The organism is Psychrobacter aquaticus CMS 56 (genome assembly GCF_000471625.1).
GTDB lineage: Bacteria > Pseudomonadota > Gammaproteobacteria > Pseudomonadales > Moraxellaceae > Psychrobacter > Psychrobacter aquaticus.
Genome location: NZ_AUSW01000016.1, coordinates 44,787 through 70,566, shown reverse-complemented (window position 1 = coordinate 70,566; position 25,780 = coordinate 44,787). Strand labels below are relative to the sequence as shown.

At 42.9% G+C, this 25,780-nt stretch carries 19 protein-coding genes; 7 read left to right on the top strand and 12 right to left on the bottom strand.

Going from position 1 to position 25,780, the window contains the following annotated elements:
* Positions 1–10 precede the first annotated feature (10 nt).
* Positions 11–577 (bottom strand): alkyl hydroperoxide reductase subunit C, encoded by a 567-nt coding sequence (ahpC, locus tag M917_RS05265; protein WP_021813746.1) that lies wholly within the window; start codon positions 575–577, stop codon positions 11–13.
* A gap of 305 nt (positions 578–882) precedes the next feature.
* On the opposite strand from ahpC, the gene M917_RS05260 reads away from it, so the two are divergent.
* Together M917_RS05260 and M917_RS05255 are read left to right on the top strand one after the other, a co-directional pair.
* A complete protein-coding gene (locus M917_RS05260) occupies positions 883–1,791 on the top strand; it encodes a hydrogen peroxide-inducible genes activator (RefSeq protein ID WP_021813745.1) in 909 nt (302 codons plus the stop codon).
* 215 nt (positions 1,792–2,006) lie between these two features.
* Entirely contained in the window at positions 2,007–2,681 is a 675-nt protein-coding gene (locus tag M917_RS05255; RefSeq protein WP_021813743.1) for an HD domain-containing protein, read from the top strand.
* On the opposite strand, the gene M917_RS05250 is transcribed toward M917_RS05255, so the two are convergent.
* The 7 genes from M917_RS05250 to M917_RS05220 form a co-directional block, all read right to left on the bottom strand.
* Complete coding sequence (locus M917_RS05250; RefSeq protein ID WP_021813742.1) at positions 2,656–3,261, bottom strand: methyltransferase domain-containing protein; 606 nt, start codon at positions 3,259–3,261, stop codon at positions 2,656–2,658. The two genes, M917_RS05255 and M917_RS05250, sit on opposite strands and share 26 nt — an antisense overlap.
* 79 nt (positions 3,262–3,340) lie before the next feature.
* A complete protein-coding gene (locus M917_RS05245) occupies positions 3,341–4,009 on the bottom strand; it encodes a M48 family metallopeptidase (RefSeq protein WP_021813741.1) in 669 nt (222 codons plus the stop codon).
* A 2-nt stretch (positions 4,010–4,011) separates the two neighbouring features.
* On the bottom strand, positions 4,012–5,610 hold the full coding sequence (locus M917_RS05240) for a DUF1513 domain-containing protein (protein ID WP_021813740.1): 1,599 nt from the start codon (positions 5,608–5,610) through the stop codon (positions 4,012–4,014).
* Positions 5,611–5,613: 3 nt separating this feature from the next.
* Positions 5,614–6,765, bottom strand: a complete 1,152-nt coding sequence (locus tag M917_RS05235; RefSeq protein ID WP_040642031.1) for an imelysin family protein — start codon at positions 6,763–6,765, stop codon at positions 5,614–5,616.
* A 106-nt stretch (positions 6,766–6,871) separates the two neighbouring features.
* Positions 6,872–8,515: a di-heme oxidoreductase family protein gene (locus M917_RS05230; RefSeq protein ID WP_021813738.1), complete on the bottom strand. Its 1,644-nt coding sequence runs from the start codon at positions 8,513–8,515 to the stop codon at positions 6,872–6,874.
* Positions 8,516–8,775: 260 nt separating this feature from the next.
* Positions 8,776–10,236 carry an imelysin family protein gene (locus M917_RS05225; protein ID WP_021813737.1) on the bottom strand — a complete coding sequence of 487 codons (1,461 nt, stop codon included), beginning with the start codon at positions 10,234–10,236 and terminating at the stop codon, positions 8,776–8,778.
* A 366-nt stretch (positions 10,237–10,602) separates the two neighbouring features.
* On the bottom strand, positions 10,603–11,259 hold the full coding sequence (locus M917_RS05220; RefSeq protein ID WP_021813736.1) for an OmpA family protein: 657 nt from the start codon (positions 11,257–11,259) through the stop codon (positions 10,603–10,605).
* A gap of 418 nt (positions 11,260–11,677) precedes the next feature.
* Here M917_RS05220 and M917_RS05215 point away from each other — a divergent pair, with 418 nt between their 5' ends.
* From M917_RS05215 to minE, 5 genes are all read left to right on the top strand, one after another.
* The gene (locus tag M917_RS05215) at positions 11,678–12,640 is read left to right on the top strand and encodes an acyltransferase (protein WP_040642030.1); all 963 of its coding nucleotides are present in this window, start codon (positions 11,678–11,680) and stop codon (positions 12,638–12,640) included.
* Positions 12,641–12,945: 305 nt separating this feature from the next.
* Positions 12,946–14,040, top strand: coding sequence for a hypothetical protein (locus M917_RS05210; protein WP_021813734.1), 1,095 nt, complete (start codon positions 12,946–12,948; stop codon positions 14,038–14,040).
* 97 nt (positions 14,041–14,137) lie between these two features.
* Positions 14,138–14,992, top strand: a complete 855-nt coding sequence (minC, locus tag M917_RS05205) for a septum site-determining protein MinC (RefSeq protein ID WP_021813733.1) — start codon at positions 14,138–14,140, stop codon at positions 14,990–14,992.
* A gap of 405 nt (positions 14,993–15,397) precedes the next feature.
* Positions 15,398–16,210 (top strand): septum site-determining protein MinD, encoded by an 813-nt coding sequence (gene minD, locus M917_RS05200; RefSeq protein WP_021813732.1) that lies wholly within the window; start codon positions 15,398–15,400, stop codon positions 16,208–16,210.
* A 2-nt stretch (positions 16,211–16,212) separates the two neighbouring features.
* Positions 16,213–16,503 (top strand): cell division topological specificity factor MinE, encoded by a 291-nt coding sequence (gene minE, locus M917_RS05195; protein ID WP_040642038.1) that lies wholly within the window; start codon positions 16,213–16,215, stop codon positions 16,501–16,503.
* A 163-nt stretch (positions 16,504–16,666) separates the two neighbouring features.
* Here minE and M917_RS05190 read toward each other — a convergent pair whose 3' ends face one another.
* From M917_RS05190 to M917_RS05175, 4 genes are all read right to left on the bottom strand, one after another.
* On the bottom strand, positions 16,667–17,194 hold the full coding sequence (locus M917_RS05190; RefSeq protein ID WP_021813730.1) for a cytochrome b: 528 nt from the start codon (positions 17,192–17,194) through the stop codon (positions 16,667–16,669).
* A gap of 141 nt (positions 17,195–17,335) precedes the next feature.
* Positions 17,336–17,833, bottom strand: a complete 498-nt coding sequence (locus M917_RS05185) for a hypothetical protein (protein ID WP_021813729.1) — start codon at positions 17,831–17,833, stop codon at positions 17,336–17,338.
* A gap of 17 nt (positions 17,834–17,850) precedes the next feature.
* Entirely contained in the window at positions 17,851–18,855 is a 1,005-nt protein-coding gene (locus tag M917_RS05180) for a chemotaxis protein CheB (RefSeq protein WP_040642029.1), read from the bottom strand.
* The gene (locus M917_RS05175) at positions 18,845–25,774 is read right to left on the bottom strand and encodes an Hpt domain-containing protein (RefSeq protein WP_021813727.1); all 6,930 of its coding nucleotides are present in this window, start codon (positions 25,772–25,774) and stop codon (positions 18,845–18,847) included. Before M917_RS05175 ends, M917_RS05180 begins: the two co-directional genes overlap by 11 nt.
* Positions 25,775–25,780 lie beyond the last annotated feature (6 nt).

Genomic DNA, 25,780 nt, shown 5'->3' with positions numbered 1-25,780 from the left:
AAATCACTGCTTAGATTTTACCAACCAAATCAAGACTTGGCTTTAGTGTATCGCCGCCTTGTTCCCAAGCTGCTGGGCAAACTTCGCCATCGTTTTCACGAACATATTGTGCGGCTTTTACTTTGCGTAGCATGTCTTTTGCGCTACGGCCGATACCACCAGCATGGATTTCAGCTACTTGAATCAAGCCATCAGGATCCACTAAGAACGTACCGCGCTCAGCCAAACCTGCTTCTTCAATCATGACATTGAAGCCACGAGTGATTTTACCAGTAGGATCGCCGATCATTGGGTAGTTTACTTTACCGATTGCGTCTGAAGAGTCATGCCATGCTTTGTGCGTGAAATGCGTATCGGTTGATACTGAGTATACTTCTACGCCCAAGCCTTTTAGCTCGTCGTAATGGTTTGCCATGTCTTCAAGTTCAGTTGGGCAAACGAAAGTAAAATCAGCTGGATAGAATAAGAAAATTGCCCAGCTGCCTTTTACGTCTTCTGAAGTGATGGTTTTGAATTCACCATTTACATATGCATCTGCTGAAAATTCTGGGATTTCTTGATTAATAATAGACGCCATGATTGGCTCCTTTATAGTTAGGTTGATTGAGATTTATTTATACAATTAACTGAACTAACCCTATATGCTATCTGGGCTACCTGACAAACTATACGCGAATTCTATCGTTAATCCAGTTAAAAGTTTTTAATGTGATGTTTTGTTTTATTAAACTTGTTAAACTATTATCTCTGCTTTTCATCATCAGTGTACTATACGTAAGTGACTATTTTATTAAGAACTTCAATAATACATTACATCGACTGAGTATGTCAGATGAGCCAGCATCATAAATTGCGCTAAAAGCCCATTAATAGAGAGGTTTTATGATTACTTTACGTCAGCTTGAGTTTGCCTTAGCCGTGGCCAAACATCGTCATTTTAAGCGTGCGGCAGAAGACTGTAATATCTCACAATCTGCGCTTAGCTTGGGTATCGCAGAATTAGAAAAACAACTGGATACCCAGATTTTTGAACGTAATAATAAACAAGTCTTAATCACGCCTATCGGTGAAGACATTCTGACTCGAGCGCAGCGGGTCTTTTCTGAAGTGCATGATCTGACCACACGAGCGCATAGCCATCAATCTCCGCTGGCCTACCCGATGACGGTTGGCATTATTCCGACCATTGCTCCCTATCTACTCCCCAAAGTATTGCCTGCGCTGCGAAAGCACTATCCAGAGTTTCGGATGAGTATCGTTGAACAACAAACGGAGCGCCTACTCGAACAAGTGCGTTACGGTCATATTGATACGGCTATCATCGCCCTGCCTTATGCCGTAGATGGGTTGCACAGTTTTGAGTTTTGGAGCGAAGATTTTTTTGCGGTATTTCCAAAAAATGACGTGCATGCCACGCTTGAAACCATCAATGCCGATGAGCTGACCACTGCCAATCTCATGTTATTGGGTGAAGGCCATTGTTTGACTGACCAAACGCTGTCTGTTTGTCATTTTGACCGCACGCAAATGAAATCCAGTTTTTCAGATGCCAGCCTCAACACCCTTATTCAGATGGCGCTTGCCAACATGGGTACGACATTGGTGCCGCAGATGGCGCTCGATCAACTGCATCTACAAAACCAAAATGCGGTCGCGGTGCCACTAGCAGAAGAAGGGCCACATCGTCATATCGCCTTTGTCACCCGTCTGAACTACGCCCGCGTCGATGATGTCAATTTGCTGGGTAAAGTATTTAAGCAAGCGTTTGAAGAGGCTACTGATAAAAAATAGCGATCATTTTACTGATAAGGCGTGTCCTCATTTTGAAAATAGTTATAAAAATGAGATAAATTGAAGCCAACCAAGGAAAATAGCGCTGATAATATCGGGATATTAACCAGCTATTTGACAAAGTTTGGCGAATATTTAGCCATTTTTAAGCCATTTAGTTATTCTCGTTCAAATTGAGGACACGCCTTAGTCTTACATAAAAAGTCAGGTTTATTATGAACGAGTTTTCGCCAATAGATGCTGAGCTGGGTAATCGATTTACTCTGCATTTATTGGCCATTAATACTGATGTCACGTCAGCGCAAGCAAAGACACTCTGGCTGGATATCGCAGCTCGTTACAATGAAATCCAGCGCGATTATCATACTTTGCGTCATATTCAGCAGTTGTTTGCACAGTTTGACAAAATCAATCACAAACTTAGTAAACCACATATCATTGCCTTAGCGCTCTATTATCATGATGTTATATACGATCCAGCGCGTTCAGACAATGAGCTAAAAAGTGCCGCATATGCGGTAAAGACGTTGACGCGCTATCTAACTGATAATCAATGCCAATATATCTACGCACTCATCATAATGACCGCAACGCATCAACTTGATGAGTTAGCCGATCACCAAAAACGCAGCGATGCGGCTTATCTATTGGACATGGATTTAAGTATTTTGGGTGTTCCTTGGCCTGACTATGAACGCTATGCGCAAGCCATACGCCAAGAGTACGTGCATGTTCCAATAATGGATTACCGCATCGGACGAATAACGGTTTTAGAGAGATTATTGGTGCATCCACAACTGTATCTCACTGAATATTATCATGAACGCTTAGAGATGCAGGCGCGGGAAAATATCGCGCGTGAGATTAGGTTTTTACGTGCATCTGAATAAACAACTCACTCCCCTGCCGCGCTGGATGTGAGTTACGACTGGGCTCCATGATTTCAATCTCAAAATGGGTCTCAAAGCGCTGCTGATATTCTTCTTTCGTGCCACCGAATGGCGGTTCATCTCGTCCAAAGTCTTTGTCGAATAGCAAACCAACCAGTTTACCATTAGGCTTGAGCAGTGCCGCCATCTGCTGGACATATTCATCACGGCGCGACGGGTCTATCGCACAAAAAAAAGTCTGCTCAAGTACCCAATCAAACTGACGTTGTTCAAACGATAAATTAAAGAAGTCGGCGCAGAGTAAATGCTCCGCTGGAAAGTCAGGATAACGCTCAGCAAACGCTTTAATCGGCGCCAGCGCAAAATCGACTAACGTCACATTGGTAAACCCTCGCTCATGCAAGTAGCCAACCTCATAAGCATTGCCAGCGCCCGCTACTAAAATGGCTTGATCTTTAGCCGATTCGGGTAGTTGGTCAATGTAAGCTTTTAGGGGCGGTGACACTTCTCCCATATCCCAACCGATACTGTCTTTCTCATAACGCTGCTGCCAAAATTCGGCTTGACTGACATTTTCCATATGACATCCTTGTGTGTTTACCGTTATAACTTATCATATCAGGCTTACTAAAGTTTTTGATAACGCTGAGGTAATATAGTTAATCTAACTTACCTGTTTTACCTGTCAGCATATTGTGCCAGCGCTGATAGTCTGGCATCGCTGTCGCCACCGTTTGCCAAAACGCGCGGCTGTGATTGGCATGATGCAAGTGGCACAGCTCATGGACAATGACATACTCGGTACACTCTATAGGATAGGCGGGCAGATAAACGGATAGCCAAATTCGGCGCGCGCGCGTGTTACAACTGCCCCAGCGCGTGTGCATTTTTTTCAGGCGTATCTCATTCGCGGTTACTCCAACGATGGGTTGCCACTTATCAAATAACGCCGTTGTGACTGCAGAAAGTTCTTGTCGATAATACGCGATTTTTTTATCATGATTCAACACAAGCGGTTGTGCAATACCCCAAAGCAATAGCGAACTGTCTGCCGTTGAAGTTTGAGATGTAGGTAACTGTTTGCGCTGATGTTGCTCTAATACTTGTGGATGGTTTGCAATCGCCCATGGCACGCGCTTAGCAACGGCTTGCCTGATTTGGTCAGGACTAATAAATATCGGTACAGATACCATCAAGGTGTGAGGCTTTAGACGAAAATTGATGTTTTTGACGCGCTTTTTGGTGACGTGCAGCTCAATACCAGCTTGTGCCAAGCGCTGGATGTCACGTTCTAATAAAAGAGTATGGTATTCTGAGGATACACTCATTTTCAAAGCGCTTGCAAGTGATTGTCAAAAGACATCAGGTGTAATTGACTCTCTGCCATCACACGCCCAGCACCATCACTCGGACTTTTATCTGCCGCAGGTACATCGCTTATAGATAACGTGGTCAACTGGCCTTGTCCATCACTAACAATAAAACCTGCTTTTTCACTGTGCTCGTGAGTTTGCTTAGGCTTGCTACTGCTATTGTTTAATAAAACCGATGCCCCTGCGCAGTCCGGCAGACTGACTGTATCTATCAAGGTACGGGTATTTAAATCGAATATGGCTGCACAGCCACCAATCGGCGTGGTCACACATAGCAGATTGTGCTTACTATCAACTGACACACTGGCAATATACTGATGAAAGCGCTGCCACTGATTATTGGGCATGGTTAGAGGCCTAAAGTCAGTCTCACCGCGTTTATGGGTAAGTACTAATGGCACATTGATGTGCTTTGCGCCTTGAAACTGAATACCAATCATCACCGTACCATCATCGTGCATGGCTAAATGACGCACGCTCATTTGATTGTGCTCTGGAGCGATTTGCTCAAGTAACGACCCATCATGACGGTTGAGGTAAACCAACGAGGGGCGCATAGTGTCTAGATTTAACTCTTCGCGCGACGCTCTTTCAGTTTTGATACCCCCATTGGCAATCACCAAAGTGTTACCATCTGGATGCATTATCAGCTCATGTGGGCCAATGCCACGTGAATCAAATTCGGCTATTTTTTGATAATGATTGTGAGCATCGTAGATACCAATTTTGCCGTCTAAGCTTATCGTGTCATTCTCAGTCACATATAGCTTTGTGCCATCCAAACTATAGCAAGCATGCCCGTAAAAATGACGATTGGCTGAGGCTTGAATAGCAGACTTTACTTGTCCCGTTGCTGTATCTAATACCCAGAATTTTTCACTAGGACGACGGCCCATTACAACGACATCACGACTTTGGCGGGTATTACTTTGGTTGTTATTGTTATTACCGTAATTAAGCTCGTGTTGAGCATCAGCAACTGGTTGAACGACGATATCGTGGACACGTTCAGGCATAGTCGTCTGCCAAACGATTTGTCTATCCGCATCGATACCAACCACGCCAAAATCACTGGCATTGGTGGTGTCATTTTTACCTTTTACTGGTACGATATTTTTTGGCATAGAAGCCACGCCGCTGACCCAATAAATAGGTCGCGCCAGCAAGGTAGTGGTATGTATCGCACTAAAATCGGTAGCACTACTGTCGTACCCTTTGTTTTCTGTCGAGTAAGTATGGTAAGCCTGTCGCCATGCAGCAGCCCCCTGTTGACAAGCGTAGCGCAAGCGCATAAGTGGCGGCTTAGTAGCTGATGGCAATGAATGCAATTGAGCGCGCGCACTTGTCACATAATCCTGCAAGCGTGCGTCAGGTTGACGCTGTTTGCGATAGCGGTGATGGATACCGACCAGAGCTACCGTGCCCATTACTGTCAATGCTGATGTCGCCAGCAGCTCCTGACCTAATGCCCCATTGAATCGTCTGTCTTTTAATTCAGACGATTGGCAGGAATTTTCAGTCAATGACGTCGCTGTCTTAGCTTTTAGAGTCTGCATCTTCTAATCGCCATCAGTACTGTTAAAGCCCACACGGATACCGAGTGTCGGGATCAGTTGACGCTTAATCAAACGCGTGACGGTAATAAGATGGTCATGCAATTTTTGCTGTGTGGCTTTATCCGCCGTGGTTAAGTCTTCTGGTATCTGCGCCAATAATGTCGTGGTATCGGCAAGTGCAGTCGATAAACTATCAGCCACATTGTTTTCGTTATTACTGCTCAAAATAGCGGTTAAGACTGGATCGGTCAGCACTGTATTTAAAGTGGCCAATTTAGCATTAATAATAGCGCGGCTTTGGCCAGCAGTGGCAGCTGGCACATGACCTTTGGCCTTGCCCGCTAAACCCAAAGGTTGCTCAATGGCATTCGATTTCATGGTCTCAACTAAGGACAATAAAGAGTTAAACCACTGATTCAATCCTTGATCGCTTTCAGCTGTTTTATCAATCGCCAATAGTTCGGTTGCATTTTGCTGCCAGTTTTTTTCGATGTCTTTTAGACGTGTGCTCAAGGCACTGCTTGCACTTATCACGTAAGCGCATTGACCCGCATCCAGACTATCATTGGCATATAACACTTCTTCCAACCCTGGTACGCCTTGAACAATAGCGCTTTCGTTAGCAAGCTGTTCAGGGGTTAGATTTGGATTGGCAGCGATAAGCTCAGCGACACCGCTGTGTACCAGTCCGCGCTCGTCAGGATAGTAATTGATATACAGATTGCTCATGCTGGCCGTTGCAGGACCAAAATTAATCATCTCAGCACTCGACCACGCTTGTGCCAATACAAGCCATTGGTCGCGCAGCGCTTGTAACTCAGTGCCATCTACTGGCGCTTGCTGACAGTGCTTTTGTGCTAGATCATACAATATATCACTTTGCTTGGCTGCATCAGCATAGGCTGGAATGACAATATTATTTGCCACATGGGTCAGGTAGGCTTTTTCAGTATCAGCGCTGATGTCTACGGCCGTCATTTGAACAGCACTATCACCAGTACCTTCTACCGAACTGGCAGAGGCTGTGCTGTCTTGTGCAACTTTTTGGCTGTCCACATCTGGGGCTTTATTTTCATCAGCAGGTTTTACACAGCTGATAAGGAGTCCAGCGCTTAAAGCAGATAACGCCATCGCTAAAGCATGGTTTATTTTCATAGATTTCTCAGTAATGTTATAAACAACTTGATAAGGCAAATAATCTTATTACAGTCAGCTTAAAATAAAAGAGTGGCGTATAAAAGGATTTTGCTGGGATGCATTTTTATAATGACTTCAAAAAGGCATTTAATTCAGCACGTCCTTTTTTATCTAGCTCAAGTACTCTTTTTTGTTGCTTTTGCGCTTCTCCGCCATGCCATAGCACCGCTTCCATGAGCGTGCGAGCGCGGCCATCGTGCAAAAACGTCGCTTGGGGATCAACCGTCTGAGCAAGACCAATGCCCCACAATGCTGGCGTACGCCACTCATAGGAGTTGGCTAAAAACTCAACTTGGACATTTTTGGGTGGCAATTTACCTGCAATCGTACGGTCAGCCAAATCATCACCCATATCATGCAGCAGCAAATCTGTATAAGGGTAAATCACTTGCCCGTGTTGCTCAAGGTGATCATCGTCAGTTTTCGGCAGCTCATATCTTGGGGTATGGCAACTTTGACAGCCCATATCATAAAATCTTTTCTTGCCCGCTAGCACCAGTTTGTCGTCGGCATTGCGGCGATGCGGTACGGCTAAATTGCGTGTATAAAACTCCACGAATTTCGCCACTTCATCATTCACCTCAATGGGCGGTTTACCATTGCCTTGCTCATCAGCCCCAGTTGGCGCATTCATGCAAGCAGTTTGCATTGGCATACAAGACTCATGCGGACGAATATTGGAAGTCAATCCCATATCTTCATTAAAGGCGCTTTGGTTTTGGGTAATGAGCTTGGTTTGACCCGCTTTCCAACCAAAACGTCCGAGCGCATGTTTGCCAGTTTGCGGATCCATTACCCAGTTGAATTTACCACTGATATCGCCATTGTCGCCATTCGTTTTGATGGCTTGATTTTTGATGGCATCGTCTGGAATCTGCTCTAGCAGCCCAAGCCCAATCATTGGCAAGGCAACGCGCGGCGATACCATCAGCTCATCATCAAATGGACCATAACCGGAATTGGTCAATGTAAAGGTTGGCGCCCGCAATGTCTCAATATGACCATCAGCAAACGTGACGGGTTTATCCGTCCACTGTACCGCGATTCTCGCTTCGGCAGGCACACCTTGAATACCGCGATCTTGCAACTGACCGCCATACATTGGATGGGCAACTTTTTCGATAAATGAATTCTGCAACTGCTGCCGCTGCTCATTGGTGGTCGCTGGCATAGCAAGGCGAATGAGCAAACTGTCGGCATCGTCCTCAGCATTCAGGGGTGCATGACCTCGACCATCTTTTACATGACAAGACTGACAAGCAGCGACATTGAATAGTGCGCCTAAACCATCGCGGCTGTCGGTGCTAGCAGGAGCGATCACCCACGGTTGCTTGAAAAAGGCATTGCCAATAAAAAAGTTCCCTTTGCGCGAAGCTGGTAAGTTTGAAGAAGGTTTAGAGTAGCTCTCAGCACTGCTAATACTCAGTCCCGTATCACCTCCCTGCTTAATTTCTTGCGGATCAAAACTTATTAACTGCCGCATGGGTATACCAGCCAGCTTTTCTATGGTTTGGACACGTTGAGGTGTTAAAACTGGATTTTTCTCAGTATGAGCAGCATTATCCACCACATTGTCCGCTGGTTGACAGGCGCTCAGAGACAAAGCACATAAAATACCCAACGTCAGCTTCGATGGGGTGGTTTTAATGAGCAAAAAAGAGGAAATAGAGACAGATTTTTTGACTTTCAAGACAGTCGAGGTGTTCATAGAGAGTACCTTAGTTCTAACGTAGAACCATCAAAATTGCGTGCTATAGGGTGCTTCACTTCTAGTCGATAGATTACAGCGGCACACTGACCTAACAGGCTATTTTAATACGGTATAAAAAACACGTTGCCAACTGCGGTCGACAACGTGTGTATTATACCTAATTATTTTTCTATCAAAATAATTCTTATTAGCTTATAACGAATTATCCAGCATTATAAATAGATATAGCCAACCATTTTAAGCGTATTCATCTTCACTTAAAACTGCGAACCTGCGTCAGCGTCTAGGTTATCAATGCCAACTGCTTTGGCGGCATTTTCAATACCAGCAGTCAGTTCTTGTAAACTGTTGATACTGTTTTCAATCCAACTGCGACGAACGTTTTGTTCTTCAGCTGAAATACCCTGTTCGCTTACTTGACCGGCTGTAGCGATCATCTGGTCAACTTTGATATTTTCTTTTTCGCCTTTTTCAACAATCACGTTAAAGGTGGCTTCTACTTTTGCAAAATCAGCCACCAATTTATCGGCAGCTTCTTGATTGCCCGTATCGACAAGATAGTTTTTGACGCCATAACCACCGACGGTTTTGCCATCGACAGTTCTATAGCTACCATTAAAGACATTTTGGATACCGCGAGCATTGTTGGCATAGCTCAAATGCGTCAGATCGCTAAAGCATTCATGCTCATCTTCGGTTGAGCCTGTGACAAAAGCGACTTGCATACGCTCAGAAGCAAGCTCACCCAATGCTAAGCTGCCCATCTGGTACATAATCTGACGCAGACCGTTATCGTATTTTCGCGCTATAAAGTCGCTGCGGAGAGTATTCTCGCTTTCAGGCTGCCATTCGGCTTCCATCGCCGTTAGATCATTCACTAATAATTGCGTGGCTGCTTTTAAGAAATCGCCACGACGTGTACATACACTGGCATCTTCATTGACTGTATCGCCGCTGGTGCATTGACCCGCTTCAGTTGCATAATCACTCACTGGACGATTGCCTGCCCCTTCGCCAACACCGTTGGTATCTTGACCCCATAGCATAAACTCAATGGCATGATAACCAGTCGTCACATTGGCTTCACTACCACCAATCTCATTCATTTTTGCTAACAACTCAGGCGTAATCGTGCCAGTATCTTGTTTAACACTGCCAACCGTAATGCTATCGCTATTGATAATATTATCTTGACTGTTGTACTCACCTTCATAGCCATCACTGACATAATCAATCAGCGCTTCATCAAGTGGCCAAGCATTTACTTGTCCTTCCCAGCTATCTATGCTGGCTATGGCACGCTTATCGTTGGCAGTGACAAAGCCTTCATCAAAACGGAAAATTTCAGTTTGTGAGTATGGCTGACGCGCTGCTTTATAGGCAGATTTTGCAGCATTAAGATTTGCTTGAGTTGGGGTTGCCACGTACGTTTCGACTGCTGTCTGTAGCACTTTAGCAGTGTCTAACGAGTCTTTATAGGCAGCGTGCGCCATGTTTGCATAGCTTATCACCAGCCGATCGGTATGAGCTTTATCAGCAGCTGACATGTTTGCCGTATCAGCTGCTTCTGTATTCTGCACCTCAGTCTGCGTCTCTGCATTAGGGGCAGTGTCTTCTTCAGTTTGCTTAGTACAACCCGACACCATCAACAGCCCTGCAAGCGCAGCAGCCAAAGTAGTTGGTAAAATCTTACGGCTCGTTACGGTGGTCATTGTCATACACATCCTCAAGAAATATAGCAAAAGAAAATTGGGTTGGATTAAATCGAATAGGTTATATTGCCACAATAATATCTTAGCTATGCATATTACTTATTTACCATATACAATAAAATGCTTAATATTATAGCAATATAAAATCTTTATGAAGTATAGTTTTATTGATAATCATTATCAATAATTAATAATTAATTTCATATCGTTATCATCCTTTATCTGTCATTGATACGCTGAAATAAACCAATCAAAAGTACATATTAGATAGAATTCAGCACAAAAAAAAGACCAGCTCAGGGCTGATCTTTTTTATAAATGAAACTAAAGCATAAAGTCGTTATATAAAGAATACTTATATAAAACTATCGATTAGTTGACACTTTGTGGTGAGTTAATAGTTAGCTCAACACGGCGATTTTGCTGACGCCCATAATCAGTATTATTATCAGCTACCGGACGTGATTCGCCATAGGCAACAACATTTATACGGTTAGAAGCAACACCGCGTGCTGTTAGATAATTTGCAACTGAATAAGCACGATCACGCGATAGACCCATATTGTATGAAGCTGAACCTTGGCTATCAGTATGACCTGCGATGTTTACCGTAGTCTTGTTATACTGGTTCATCGTTGAAGCCAACTTATCAAGCGTTGGTTTGAAAGACGAGTTTAGCGTAGCATCATCAAATGAGAACGTAATGCTACCTGGCATAACCAAATCGATGTTACCTGTGGTTGGGTTTTGCTCAACCGTCACGCCTGTACCAGCCATTTGTTGCTCAAGCTGCTTGGCTTGACGCTCCATATAATAGCCAACACCAGCACCCAAAGCTGCGCCAATAGCTGCATCACGACCAGTTTTATCACCACCTGTTGCTTTTGAAATCGTTGCGCCACCTGCCGCACCAACCAAAGTACCAAGTGCTGTTTTATTCAAACGTTGTTGTCCAGTGTTAGGATCAGTCACACAACCACTGAGAGCCAAACCTGATGCTACTGCTGCAATCATTAATGTATTACGCATAATGTATTTCCTCTTAAACTTAAAATTTAAGTTGATGAATAAATTGTGTTTTTTATAAATATCTTCCGATAATCCTTTATAGGTGCATATATGCACTCGTGATTATTATGGCAATTACAATTTTATCGTGTGTAATATTTTGTCACATCTATGTATAAAAAGTGCAGAAAGCGTTTGCTGTTTTCATACTTTCTACGCCTTCGTAAGTGTTATTACAAGTCACGTTTACACCCGTACACCATAAACCGTTTCTGCTAAAATTATGCCACAGAATGAGCCATGGTTATGCGGTGTACATAGAGGCTATGAATCCAGCCTCACTTTTATAAATAGTGTTTGCGTTATTGATAAAAACCTATGAATTAACAAACCCATGATGAATAACTATATTGATAAGCTTGACCGAAAAGGAATGAGCATGCGACTAACCTCTACGATTCAAAAAATGCACAAACGTAGCCCTAAGCTGGGAAAAGCAGTTTCGCTTGCAACAGCAACTGGCGTCATCGCGGCCAACAGCTTCGGTGGTAGTATTCCTTTATGGTTGATGGGGCTTGGCAAAACACTTACTGGCGCACCGATTGCGGACAAAGCAGTGATCAAAATTGCCACTTACTGGATCAGTAGCAATAGTGCCTTAATCGACAACATGCTGCCGCGCAAAGACTGGCGTATCAACTTGCCTGCTGACGTTCATATCAATGGTAAATATTTGCTTGTCAGTAACCATCAGTCATGGGTTGACACCAGTATCGTGCAATATATTGGCGAAAAACGTCTGCCATTGACACGATTTTTTACCAAATTTGAGCTGATATATATTCCCATTGTTGGCCAAGCTTTTTACTTTTTAGACTTCCCAATGATGCGGCGATATTCCAAAGAAGCCGTGGCCAAAAACCCTGCCCTAAAAGGTAAAGACATTGAAGAAGCAAAGCGGGCTTGTGCGCTTTTGAAAAACAAACCATTTACCTTATTAAATTATCTAGAAGGTACTCGCTTCACCAAGATCAAGCACGCTCAGCAGCAGTCGCCCTACACGCATTTGCTCAAACCACGAGCAGGCGGCCTGTCATTGGCGATTAATGCGCTAGGCGCAGACATGGATGGTATATTAGATATGACCATTGTCTATCCGGATGGCGTACCAACTTATAGTGATCTATGGAAAGGTAACATTAAGCGCTTAGGCGTTGATGTCAGACATATCAAGATACCTGATGCCTTGTTTGCTGGCATTCAAAATGGTGGCTACGAAAATGACGACTCTGTGAAGGCGCAAATGTTTGCATGGGTTGAGCAAATATGGCGTGAAAAAGATCAGCTGATTACGGATATGCTGGCTGAATTTGAAACCAACCCCAAAACCGAAAAGACGTAAATATGATTAATTCTCCATAATAGTCAATGGACTATAAAAGAGAGGCAGAGAGACTGAGATAAATTTTTTGTAGTCTATGTCTGCGAAGGCACAGCAAGCAAGAAAAATTTATCTCAGTCTTGCATCATAATGTCGTGTATCCATTTTATTTATTGTCAACTATATAATAAAAGATGGGTTGTTTTTTAGAACCATTCATTGATAATGGGAGCAGTGATAAGCGTTTACTTTTACTGACTCAATAGTCGCGTATTTTATCTAAACTGCTTCTTTTTTATGCCATTTATCGTTTATAAGGTTTGACTGTGTCCGCCTCCACTATTACTAGCTCGTCTCTAGACTCAGCACCCGTGCCAAATCAGTCGTCTCATCTATCGGACGATAAGCCGTTACGACCCAACCGTCCAAAGCCAAGTCGCTTAAAACTCACTTACGATATTGTGATGCTTATTGCCATCAGTATTGATCTATTATTGATTAGTATTGATGCTATCTTGATGAGTGACTTTATCCGTCATGTCGCAGGGTGGCTGACCATTAGCGACGCGCTTATCTGGTATCAAAACACCTTACACGATCCTTTACGTACAGCTGGCGGATTTTTTACCATCTTTTTAATTCTTGAACTATTGTTACGTTGGGCAGTTGCGATTAAACAAAAAATCTATTATCGCTGGTTCTTTTTTCCTTTTGTGCATTGGTACGAAGTGTTAGGCTGTTTTCCTCAACTGCGAGCATTGCGTTTGTTTCGAGCAGTTGTTATCGGGCGACGTTTATATCAACTTGGCTACCAAGTGCTGCCACAGCCGTGGATCAATCGGATTAAGTTCTATATTGACTTATTATTAGAAGAGTTATCCGACCGCGTCATACTGACAACCATCCAGAATTTTCGACAGCAGCTAACCAATCCTGCGACGCACAAATCCTTTATCGAATCCACGATTGCACGAAACCGTAATGAGATTGAGGCAGCACTGTTGTCTGTATTGCGTACAGAACTAGCCCCCAAATTACAGGAATTGACGGCATCATCAGGTGGCGGCAGTATATTAGCCAGCGAAATGGGCAATGCTATCGAAGAAGGATTGGCCAACACACCTGAGTTACGTCGATATTTGCGCATGATACCTATTGCTGGTAGCTTGATTGAATCGCAACTACAACACGTGGGACATAATATAGGTGAAAATATCGTTCATGCCTTGAATAAACGACTCCTCGATCCTGAGCGCCTCGACTCATTGATGGTGGCTGTTGCGAGCGGTATTGCAAAAATAGACACGGATAATAGTGCGCTAGACACTCTAATTTCTAGTATCATTGATGACAGTTTGACGGAATTTGAAGCCCAAGTAAAAGTGCAACAATGGAAGCATCAAGACATGCTCAATCTATGACCAATCATCCGACTTAACCATAAAATAAATAGCGCGACTCGATAATAAAAACAGTATCGCGAATACAGCGACAGAATTATCTTTTGAGGATTTATATATGACAGTTTTAGGCAACGACAATCAGGACTCGAGCGCCGTACCAGCATCACCAGCATTGGCGTTTTATGGCAAAATGCTGACCTTTTCACGTTTGCAGTTCAGTACAGATAATCTAGGCGTTATTGAAGCCCAGCTTGCTGAAACGCTAAGTAACAAATCCAGCAATATCCCAGTTCTCATTGATAGTGAAGTTGAGCAAGATCTATCAGCATTGGTAGAGTTATTGTGGTCATGGGGTTTACAGCCCATCGGTGTCGTAACAGGGATGCTCGATGCACAAGCACGCGCACAGCGATTGGCCATATTTCCCGCCGATGGCAAACGCATTGAGCGGATTTTGGCCAATAAAAAAACCGTTACTCAAATTAGCAAAGCTCCAGAGAATACAAGCGAATTACCAGAGGATAAAAGCGCAGACTTGGCTGGCAGTAGCGACACTGCTAGCATTGACAAGTCGGCGGCGGAATCAACAATAGCAGAGCTCACAGCAGAGACTTTATTGAGCGCTGAGCATATTACCAGCTTGATCTATGACCAAATGCTACGCTCAGGACAAAGCCTCAACCACGTCGGCGGCGACTTAATTTTGACTGATAGTGTCAATAGCGGCGCTGAAGCCATCACTGACAACAATCTGCATGTCTATGGTCGCGCCCAAGGTCGATTGGTTGCAGGAGCAACAGGCGACAAAGATGCCCGTATTTTCTGTCAGGTTTTTAATCCTTCACTGGTTTCGGTGGCGGGTACTTATTGTTTGCGAGACAACTTACCCAAACATGTGATCGACAAATCAGTACAAGTGAGGTTTATAGAAGGTGAAGGCTTGGTATTTACCGTTATGGATGATGCCTAATAACATGTTATTGAAAACCATAAACGTTCAAATGGTGGTTAGAAAAATTAAAAACTGAGCTAAGAAATTTTTCATAAAACCTCTGAGATAATTGGATTCATTATTAGCGTAAGTTTATTTAACAAAAATACCCTATGATGAATCTCTGGCTCTGCCACTATCTACCTTAATCGTGAGCGTTTATTCTATCATTCACAAAAGGCTGTAGTGGCTAAAAAACGTTAGGTAACCATGGCGAATGGCTTACTGATACGTTGTTTTGTGGCTTTAGCATTGACTTGCTATAAATTTTTGTTTATTTGTGCTAGGCTAGCTTCGCAGGTAGTGCATGCTTAGTATGTGAATAATATGTAATTGCGCTATTTATATAAAAGATATCCCATTGATTCATAGGAGTGTGCCATTGTGGCGAAGATAGTTGTAATCACTTCAGGTAAAGGCGGTGTGGGCAAAACCACGACAAGTGCCTCTTTTGCCGCCGGCTTAGCATTGCGTGGCTATAAAACAGTCGTTATCGATTTTGATGTGGGTCTACGTAATCTAGACTTGATCATGGGTTGTGAGAACCGGATTGTTTACGATTTTGTTGACGTCATCAACGGTAATGCTCGTTTGTCGCAAGCACTTGTCAAAGACAAACAACTCGAAAATTTGTACATCCTACCCGCCAGTCAAACGCGTGATAAAGACGCACTGACAGATGAAGGGGTGGCAGAGATTATGGCTGAGCTGTCTAAACAGTTTGATTATATTATCTGTGATTCACCTGCGGGTATCGAGCGCGGTGCGCAGTTGGCAATGTACCATGCTGATGAGGCGATTATTGTTACTAATCCTGAGATTTCTTCAGTACGTGACTCAGACCGTATTATTGGTATTTTGCAAAGCCAAACCAAAAAGGTTGAAGAAAACCAAGGTTCTGTACGTGAGCATCTGATTATTACTCGTTATAACGCCGAACGTGCAGCAGCCAACGAGATGATGGATATTGATACGATTTCTAACGATATCTTAAAAGTGCCCTTACTTGGGGTTGTTCCTGAAAGCCATTCGGTTCTTGAAGCATCGAACCATGGTGAGCCAGTTATTCATTATACCGACTCTATTGCTGGTCAATGTTATGATGACATTGTTGCCCGTTTCTTAGGCGAAGAACGTCCATTACGTCATATTGATGTGAAGAAAAAGAGTCTATTACAGCGCTGGTTTGGAGGTTAATGATGACGAAGAAAAAAGGATTTTGGAGTAGCCTATTTGGTACTGATGACAACAATAGTGGCGGTAGTGCTAATTTAGCGACTGAACGCCTTAAGGTCATCGTTGCTAGTGAAAATCGCTTAAACAACCGCCTAACTGTTGATCGTATCGAAAAAATGAAACGTGAGATATTAGAAGTGGTTAATAAGTATGTCAACGGTGTACAGATAGATGATGTCAATATCAATCATCGTTCTGAGGACAGCCTAGATGTACTAGAGATGAATATTAATTTACCTGAGCACAAAAAATAATACTCTTCTCAAAAAGATGATTTGCTGTATCAAACTTATTTAACTTACTAAATATCGTAATTGCACTCACAAAAAACCCTAAGTATTCGTACTTAGGGTTTTTTATATGCGTTTTTTAGGTAGAAAAAAATACTTTCATCGATAAAAAACCGCTTAAAGTCAATTATTTCATACGTGCCATTAAATTGTCTTTTTTCACAAACTGGTGATATAGAGCAGCGGCAATATGAATAAGCGTGAATGCAATAATTGTTGGCCAAATAATATCAGTATGCAAATCGTTGTAAAAACGGGCTAAATCTCGATCTGGAGTCACAAATACGGAAATTTGAAACAAGCCAAAAATATCAACGGGCCGACCACCATAGACAGACATCAATAAACCTGCCATTGGCATGGCAATTAATAGCGCATAAAGTCCAAAATGCGACAATTGTGATAATAACAGCTGCCACTTTGGCATGGATATCGGCGGCGGTGCTTTAGTCACTGCACGGTTAATTACCCGCGCTATCATCCAAAACAATAAGCTGATGCCAAAAGATTTATGCAATCCGATATAAAGGTTACTATCGAGATTGTCGTACAAAAATATCATTACCCATGTGACCAGTAATAAAACTGCACTAATCCAGTGAAAAATACGACTACTGACAGACCACTTTGATAAGTGTGAACTTGTATTACTCATGTGCTATCCCATTGTCCTTACCATTCGTTATTTGCAATCAATGCTATAGACAAAATAGCCACTCATCCAGCGATTAGAAATAAGTAAAACTTCTGGACTAATATCTTGATAGCCAAGATTCACTCAAATATAGACGAGCAATTACCTGTCTAAATCAATTAAGTGATGCGCAATTTTATCCAAATCTGGCACCAAATAAGTTTTGCCATCAATCGTAACAGTTTGAAAAAGGTAGGATAGCACAACGTTTTCATTAACAGGTACTACAGTTTTGTCGATATCTGTATGATTGAGTTGCTCAGGAGTATCGATATCTTTGACTTCAGAAATACGCACTTGTAATTGCTGTAGCTCGCCTGCCGTTTGCAATGCTAAGCGATGATCTGAGGTATTACCCTCTAATACCAGCATTTTCTCTGGTGACTGATCTTGTGGCAGCAGATGAAATACCACTACTGCTTGTTGCTGCCAATCATATGTTGAGACACGTTCCGCATAGTCATCCACACTCAAAATCAAGCTACTTGGAATAAGCCAGTCAGGTTGGTTAAAGGCAGGAACAATCGTAACATCAAGCATACCCTTACTAGTGGTCAGTAAGCTTACCGCTTCAAACGAGTGTTTCAAAATTTGTTTCATACATCGCTCACCATAAGTTAATGTGAAGAGGCTGTCACCGCTCTTTCACCAATATAATCTGTAAGTTTCTGCGCCAGATCCGCAGGACTACCAACAAAGTTGCAATATCCTGAATCGATGATCGCTTGAGGTTGACTTGGACAAGCACTTAAACTTGGATCTTGCGCCCACAACTGACTGTTGTTTTCTTGAATGACATCCAAATACTGCGAGCCATCGTTACCCATACCTGAAAATATGATATTGATAAGCTCACTACCATATACGTCGCTGGTATTTTTGAGGATTTGACCAATGGCAGGCTTATATTCACCACTCCATGCTTCATCTAACAATATCACACGACCTGTCGAGTCACAGACGATCTGCTTATCAATGGGTGCTATAAGGCAATGACCCGCTCGTAAGCGCTGTGAAGATGCAATCACCTGACAATGCCAGTTATTATGACGGTTGAGTATACGCGGCAAGGTGTCAATCATGGTTTTATTAAAATGATGTGCCAGTAAGATAGACACTGGTAGCATGGGTGACAAGTTGTCCAAAAACTCTTTAATCGCACTAGGTCCACCCATAGACGCGCCTAAAAACACCACATAACGCCAATCTGCTTCTGTATTATCCTTCTTATAAACGAAGTCATTTACCAAGACAGGTAACGCAAACATATGCGCAAGCTTACGCTTTAGTTTGCGCTGCCATTTGGCATATTGCGGCGCTTCATTAAGATAAGGTGCTTGACTAAAACCAACCAACACTGCGGCTGGTTTGGAAACAGTCGTGGCCGTCATAACATTGTCATCATAGTCGCTGTCTATCAGCCAAATATCGACTGCTAACTCAGACAGCTCAAAACTCTCTTGCAGTTGCGCCCGTGACATACAGCCAACGAGGATAAAATCACAGCTGCGTATGGTATCCGAAAAAGCCATACGCTGATGATGATCTTCTGCTACGACCATCACCCTAATCTCATTCTTGTTTTTTTTTCTTAGTGCCAAGATACGTGCATTATCCTTCATGAGTCAGGCTGACCTTTTTGCCCAGTATCCCCTGAATTTTATTAAGCAGCTCCTGCTCTTGGAATGGCTTACCCATGTAATCATTTACCCCAACTTCTAACGCACGCTCACGATGCTTCTCACCCGTACGTGATGTAATCATGATAATAGGAATATGCTGTAAACGCTGATTATGTCTGACTTGAGTCGCGACCTCAAAACCATCCATCCGTGGCATTTCGATATCCAGCAATATCATATCTGGCGTGGTGTCTTGTAATATCTCAATTGCATCGATACCATCTTTTGCCACTGCCACATTAAATCCTTGACGCTCCAAGAAGCGTGACGTCACTTTGCGTACGGTAACTGAATCATCAACGACTAAGATAGTAGACTTAAACGCTATACTTTTGCGTTTAGAGTCAGCAGATTTCGACATATTTTTAACCAGCTGTGCATTACGCATCAAAGCAATCAGATCCAAGATAAGCATGACCGAGCCGTCGCCCATAATCGTCGCTGCTGAAATCCCTGATAGATTTGACAACTGTTTTCCTAATGGTTTTACCACTACTTCAATACGTGACCCTGCAATTTGATCAACCTGCAAAGCAATATTGTGTCCAGTGCGGTTTTTAATAATGATGAGTGGCAGACTGGTATTGGTATTGACGACCAGTTCATTCAATTTATTACCTGATAAAATCTCATTTAAATAGCGAACCCGATAATCAACATCTTCGAAGTTTAGCGTGGCAGCATTTGACTGATAATAATCGTAAAGTTTTTCTGGATTGACACGAACCACGCGCTCAATTTGCACCAGTGGTATCGCATAATAACGATCTGCTGCTCTAACCACTAAGGCATCAGACACTGCCACAGTCAGAGGTAAACGCATCGTAAAGCGCGATCCCTGACCCAGCTCTGAAACCACCGAGACCGCACCGCCCAATTGGCGAATCTCACTAATAACCACGTCCATACCAACGCCGCGCCCAGAAATCTGCGTCACTTGCTTACTGGTACTCAGTCCAGCATTAAAAATGTATTGCATGATATCAAGGTCAGTTAAACTATAATCGTCTGCATCAATGAGGCCTTGAGAGATGGCTTTGTTACGTACGGCTTCTACATCGATGCCACGACCATCATCTGACAACTCGATGACAATCTCACTGCCTTCGCGATGTACTTCAAGCGTAATACGCCCACTACGTTCTTTACCTGCTCTTAGACGCGTCGATGTATTTTCGATACCATGATCGACGGCGTTGCGTAGCATATGTTCAAGCGGCGAGGTAATACGCTCTAGGATGGTTCTGTCCATTTCGTCGTCAGCATTGATAATCGTCAACTCAACAGACTTGTTCAGCTCATTGGCAGTCTGACGAACGATACGCTCAAGACGTGGCGTCAAACGCGTAAATGGCACCATACGCGAGTTCATAAGACCATCTTGCAGCTCAGTTTGCGTTCGCGACAGCTGTAATAAAAGGCTTTCGCTATCACGTGTTTTTTCTAACAATGTATGATTGATATCAACCAAATCTGATGCTGATTCTGTCAAGGATTTTGATAACTGATTTAAAGAAGAGTATTGATCCATTTCGAGAGGATCAAAATCTTCATTCTGAATCAACTCATCGTCGATTTGCGATAGAATCTGTGCCTCAAGCTCGATTTCCATTCGGCGTAACTGATCCGCCAAACGCTGTACCGTAGTTCCCATATCCTCAATACTGTTGGTCAAGCTGGTTATGCCCATATCAATACGAGCACGGTTAATAGCTGATTCTCCAGACAGGTTAATCATATGCTCAATTAACCCCCCTGAAATGCGAATCATCTCATTGTTATTAGTAGCTTGATCGTCTTCACTGACACTGCTGAGCATAGACGGCATTTCACTAATATCTTTTGCAAGGTACTGTGAATCCTGCTTTTCTTTAGCAATAAAGATGGCTTCACGCTGTACTTGTAGAGACTCTTTGGGTATTTGTTTTAAGCTATCAGGGTTTTTACCAAACTGTTGCAATGCTTCAATTAATAGCGCAGGCGTCGGTGGATTGACCTGCTGTCTAAGAATAAACACTGCATCAGCAAGCCAGTCATGACTGGCTACCAGTAGCTCTAATACTTTCTTGGTAGCAGGACGGCGATTATCCACAAAATCTTTATAAACCGACTCCATTTCATGCGCCAGATCAGCGATACCAGTCGCAGTGACCATTCGCGCACCACCTTTGATGGTATGCAAATCACGCTGAAGCGCTTGTAACGCAGTGGTATTATTGGTATCTTTTAAGAATAAATGCAGATATTTATTGCGATTGGTAAGTTCTTCTGCTTCTTCTAAAAACACTGCCAATATATCAGGGTCAGGTAAGCCATTCGCCCATGACTGCTGAATCATTCTATCCAAACTTAAAGTATCTGCTTCGTCACTACTATAAGTATTTTCAGCGTCCTTACTTTGTGTCTCAGGTTCAAAATTATTTTTCGGTACGGGTATGATGAGCTCTACCGTTTCTGGCAATGTTTTTGCTTTTTCAAACTGTTGTAGCTGCTCAATAAGATCTGATGCAAAAAACGATTGTTTATAATTCACGATATGCATCACTTGCAACGACATCGTATCTTGTACCATTTGCATAATCTCGAGCCATTGCTCTGTTGGAGCTCTTCTGCTCTCTACAAATGACTCATAAACACTCTCAGCTTCGTGCGTTAGATCGCCAATACTACGAATACCCGCCATCCGTGCGCCACCTTTGATAGTGTGAAGATGACGTTGCAAAACTTTTAATGAGTTAATATTGGTTATATCAGTGCGCCATTTATTAAAACTCTCGTCTAGCGCAGCATCAAGCTCTTGCGCTTCTTCTAAAAAGATTTCTAATAGCTCAGCATCCGTATCAATAAACTCAAGCTCTAGCTCAGGCGCTGAAACACTTCGAACGATAAAGGCACCGTCATCATTGTTGGCATCATCCTGATAAATACTATGTAGATCCTCAAGCACTTGATTGCTCATTTTCAATGACGTACTACCTGCCAATGCATCAAATAAACCGACTAACTGAGCGTGGCCAGCATGTAGTATGGCTTGAACGTTTGTATCCCTTGCTTTATCAAGGTTGTTGTTCAAGTAAACATATGCATTGCCTAGCTCATTAAGGATTAAGGCAAATTTTGGAAACGCTTGTGCTTTATCGGTCAAATGGTGTATTTGCGATATTTGGCGCTTCATATATCCCTGAACCTGTTCTATTTCAGAATTATTGAGAGCGGCATCTAGTTCCCATTCCGCATCTAATAGTTCATCAATATTATTATCTAGTAGCTGCTCTATCGTCGGTTTTTTATCGGATACAGCCTTAGTATCGCTAGTGATATGTTGCTCATCAAGCATGGCCTGTAACGATACGATGTCTTGTTGGCTATGCATCTCTTCTGCTGCTACGTTTTGCGGCTGAACGTTTTGTTTATAATGGGTCAAATAGCCATCCATCAGTGTGGCAGATCTGGCTAATGCTTCTAGGTGCTGAGCATTCATGGCGGTATCTTGTTGTTGTAACAACTCCAAGCTATGTTCTATGGTCGCGCTCACTTCGCTGATGGCCGCTAGCGCACTTGAGCCAGAAGCCCCTCTCAAAGTATGAAAGGCGCGTACGATCTCATCCGTGACTTCAACATAAGGCTCATCTTTATGGTCATCAACAAATTGATCAATATCTTGTAATAAGCCTTCCGCTTCGTCGATAAAAATCTCACAAAATACTTTTTCTTTTTCACTTTGAGGTGCTAAGACAATGGGCGCTTCTGCTATCATTTCGTTGACGTAATTGAACGTCTGCAACGTGATATCTATCGCTTCATTGGTATTATCATGGATGAGGTACGTGCTATCTGAACCAGATAGCTCAAATCCGACTGAGCTTTGGTTTACCTCATACTCAGAGCCATTCCCTTCTGGCTCATGCTGCTGAGCAAATAAAGCAGCATAGCTAAACTCATCATGTTGCTGCTTACTATAAAATTTCGCGCAGGCGATCCACAAGGGCATCATTACTGGATAGTCTTGGCTGTCGTTTTCAAACACCGTCAACATCGTAGGATAAGCTGCTAATACGTCTGCAATAAGCTGACACATATCCTCTGAGACAACAACGCTACGATCCAAGATGCGATTAAGCATATCTTCTATAGCCCATGCCAGCTCAGCCGTATAGTGAGCCCCTACCATACGACCTGAACCTTTTAAGGTATGAAAGCCGCGGCGGATGTCTGCCAGTCCGCTCAAATCAGTTGTTGATAGTCGCCAACCTTCAAACAAAGGGGTGATATCAACCAATACTTCATTGGCTTCTTCTAGAAATATCTCTTTAATATCAGGGTCTGCATCACTAGCATCCGCTGGTAATTGCTCGGTTTTTTGCATAAAAGGGACAAGTACTGCTGGAATCTCTAAAGTAGCCAATGATGCAGCTGTCTTTTTATTTTCACTGTCATTACTGGTCTTGTCAGAATCGTAAACTGTATCAAGAAGCATTGACGCCTCAATGTCGTCAATGCTTCTTGATATGTCCAATTCTGAGCTGTTTGCTAAAACAGATTGATTGTTGTCAGATTCGGTTTCATTGTCAGTAAGTTCAGGCACAGGTAGACCAGTATTGATAGGCTGCTGCGCCATCAAATTATGGCTTTGCAAAATAATGAGAGCAGGGTCAAAGCTTGGTGATTGCTGCGCTTCAAAATCAGCGACCAATGCTGGTAGGTGTGTCGTTGTCTCTATTACCAGATTTACCACTTCATCTGTGACAGATAGCGTCTTATCCAAAAGGCGATTTAGCAGGTTTTCGATTGACCATGCCATTTCACTGATACTAAAAGCACCGACCATACGGCCTGAGCCTTTTAAAGTATGGAAACCTCGACGCACCTCAGTTAATGGGGTTAAATCCTGCGAATCCTGCTGCCAAATCGGCAGGAAGTCTTCTAAGTCAGAGACTACCTCTGTCACCTCTTCAATAAAGATGTCACGAATATCCTCGTCTATTTCGAAGTTGTCGGGTTTAATTTGCTCACGAACGCGTGTTAATGCTTCACTCTCTACAATGTTGTTAACGGTATTGCTATTAACAGTATGGTCGCTAATATTATTAGTATCTTCATTATCTACGTCTGAAATGATAACAGGGGCAATCTCGCCACTATCATCATAACGAAGTACATTCATCGCGGCTGGCTTTTGCGTAAGAAAAGTATCGTTGATCGTCTCTGGTGCTTCAATATAAACATTGAGTAGCTGTATGGCTTTGGTCGTATGCTCACTTGCTTGGGTCAATAACTGCTGATCAAAGACCTGTTGTGCAAGATAATCAAGCAACAATTCAATAGAGATTAAAGCCTCAGCCAATGCTTGAATCACATCCCAGCTGAGCACTGCAATTTTATGACTTGCCAATTGCGCAAATATACTGGCCATCTCATCCATGGTTTGACGAATTGCTGGCAAACCCATATCAGCGAAAGCATCTCCAATAGCAATAAAATCAGCAGCATCTGGCAACAGATGGATATTTTGGCGCTGTACATATTCATCGAAATTTTGTTTTACTTCTTCTACTGCGATGCGCAACTCACGCAAATCTGCATCAGCAGAAGCAATGTCATGACTATCCTCCACCTGATTATCAACACTATCAAGTGCTTCAGACCCTGTGACAAAAGAGGCTGCGCCCCCTATCTTAATAGATATCGTTTGTTCGGTATTATAGATAGCACTATATAACTCTTGCAGCTTGCGCTCAATCTGCCATTGCTCTTGTGCAAAACCATTCTCTGATGATAAAGCGTGCTCGATATCCGTGAGGATTGACTCGACTTGCGACACATAATATGTCCAGCCTCGTCCCTCAAGTTGACTTTTCACTTTTTGTAAAGGCGTTAAAAGCGTATCTGGTTTATCTAAATTAAAAATAAGTGTCTCAAGCTCACCAAGTATCCGTGATAGAAAACGTGGAGCGGTTGGCGTACTCTGCGATAGACCGTTTAATATAGATTGAGTGATCTTACTACTTTGGCCAAGACCACTTAATTCGATATAAATTTTTAGAATCAAGCTTCTGATCACACTTGAGGGTAACTCAGCTTGATTGGCACAAGGCTCTATCATTTGCTCAAGTTGACTTAATAGTGGCGCATAGTGCTCAGGTAGAGGTGTGTCATTGTGCGTAAGATCAGTTAGCCACCGTTCAGTCAAATACCAAAGGCGTTGTAAATCGCCATTTTGCGTGGTTTGCCACAAGTACTGGCTAACTCTTTCTAGTATAGCCAGTAAAGAAGACTCATTAGTATTAACAACCAGTAACGCTTGTACTTGCTGACGCCAAGCCAGTAATAACTGCTGATAATGATGATCTTCCAAGTGCGTCAGCATTCGACTTGTAGGTACTATCACCTCAATATTATCGATAATATTGTTATCGACATCATTGTATGAATGCTGATACTGATTATCAGTAAGGCCTACTAACGAGTCTGTCGCTATACCCAGTTTTGACAATGCTTGCGTCAATTCATCAACGGCTTTATGAATTAAAGCAATATGATGACTGCTCGTATGTGCATACTGATTCAACTCACGATGCAACAGCTCATGAGAAAACTGGCCAATCCGGTGGTGGTAAGTAGAGAGACCATCATGACGGCTTGCTTCTGCCAGTAAATTCAGTTTGTTGGCAAGGTTTGCTAGCAAAGGAAGGCGAATCATAGTCAACGCCCCACCAATCTGACGGTAAGGCTCTATCATCCGCTCATAGTCAGTGCTATCCGCACCTAATTGCCAGCCATCAGATACCCGTGATAATTGCTGATTAAATAGTGGTAATAACCACTCAAGCGTCACTATGTCGTTGGGCTGGTTTTTCATAGGGTT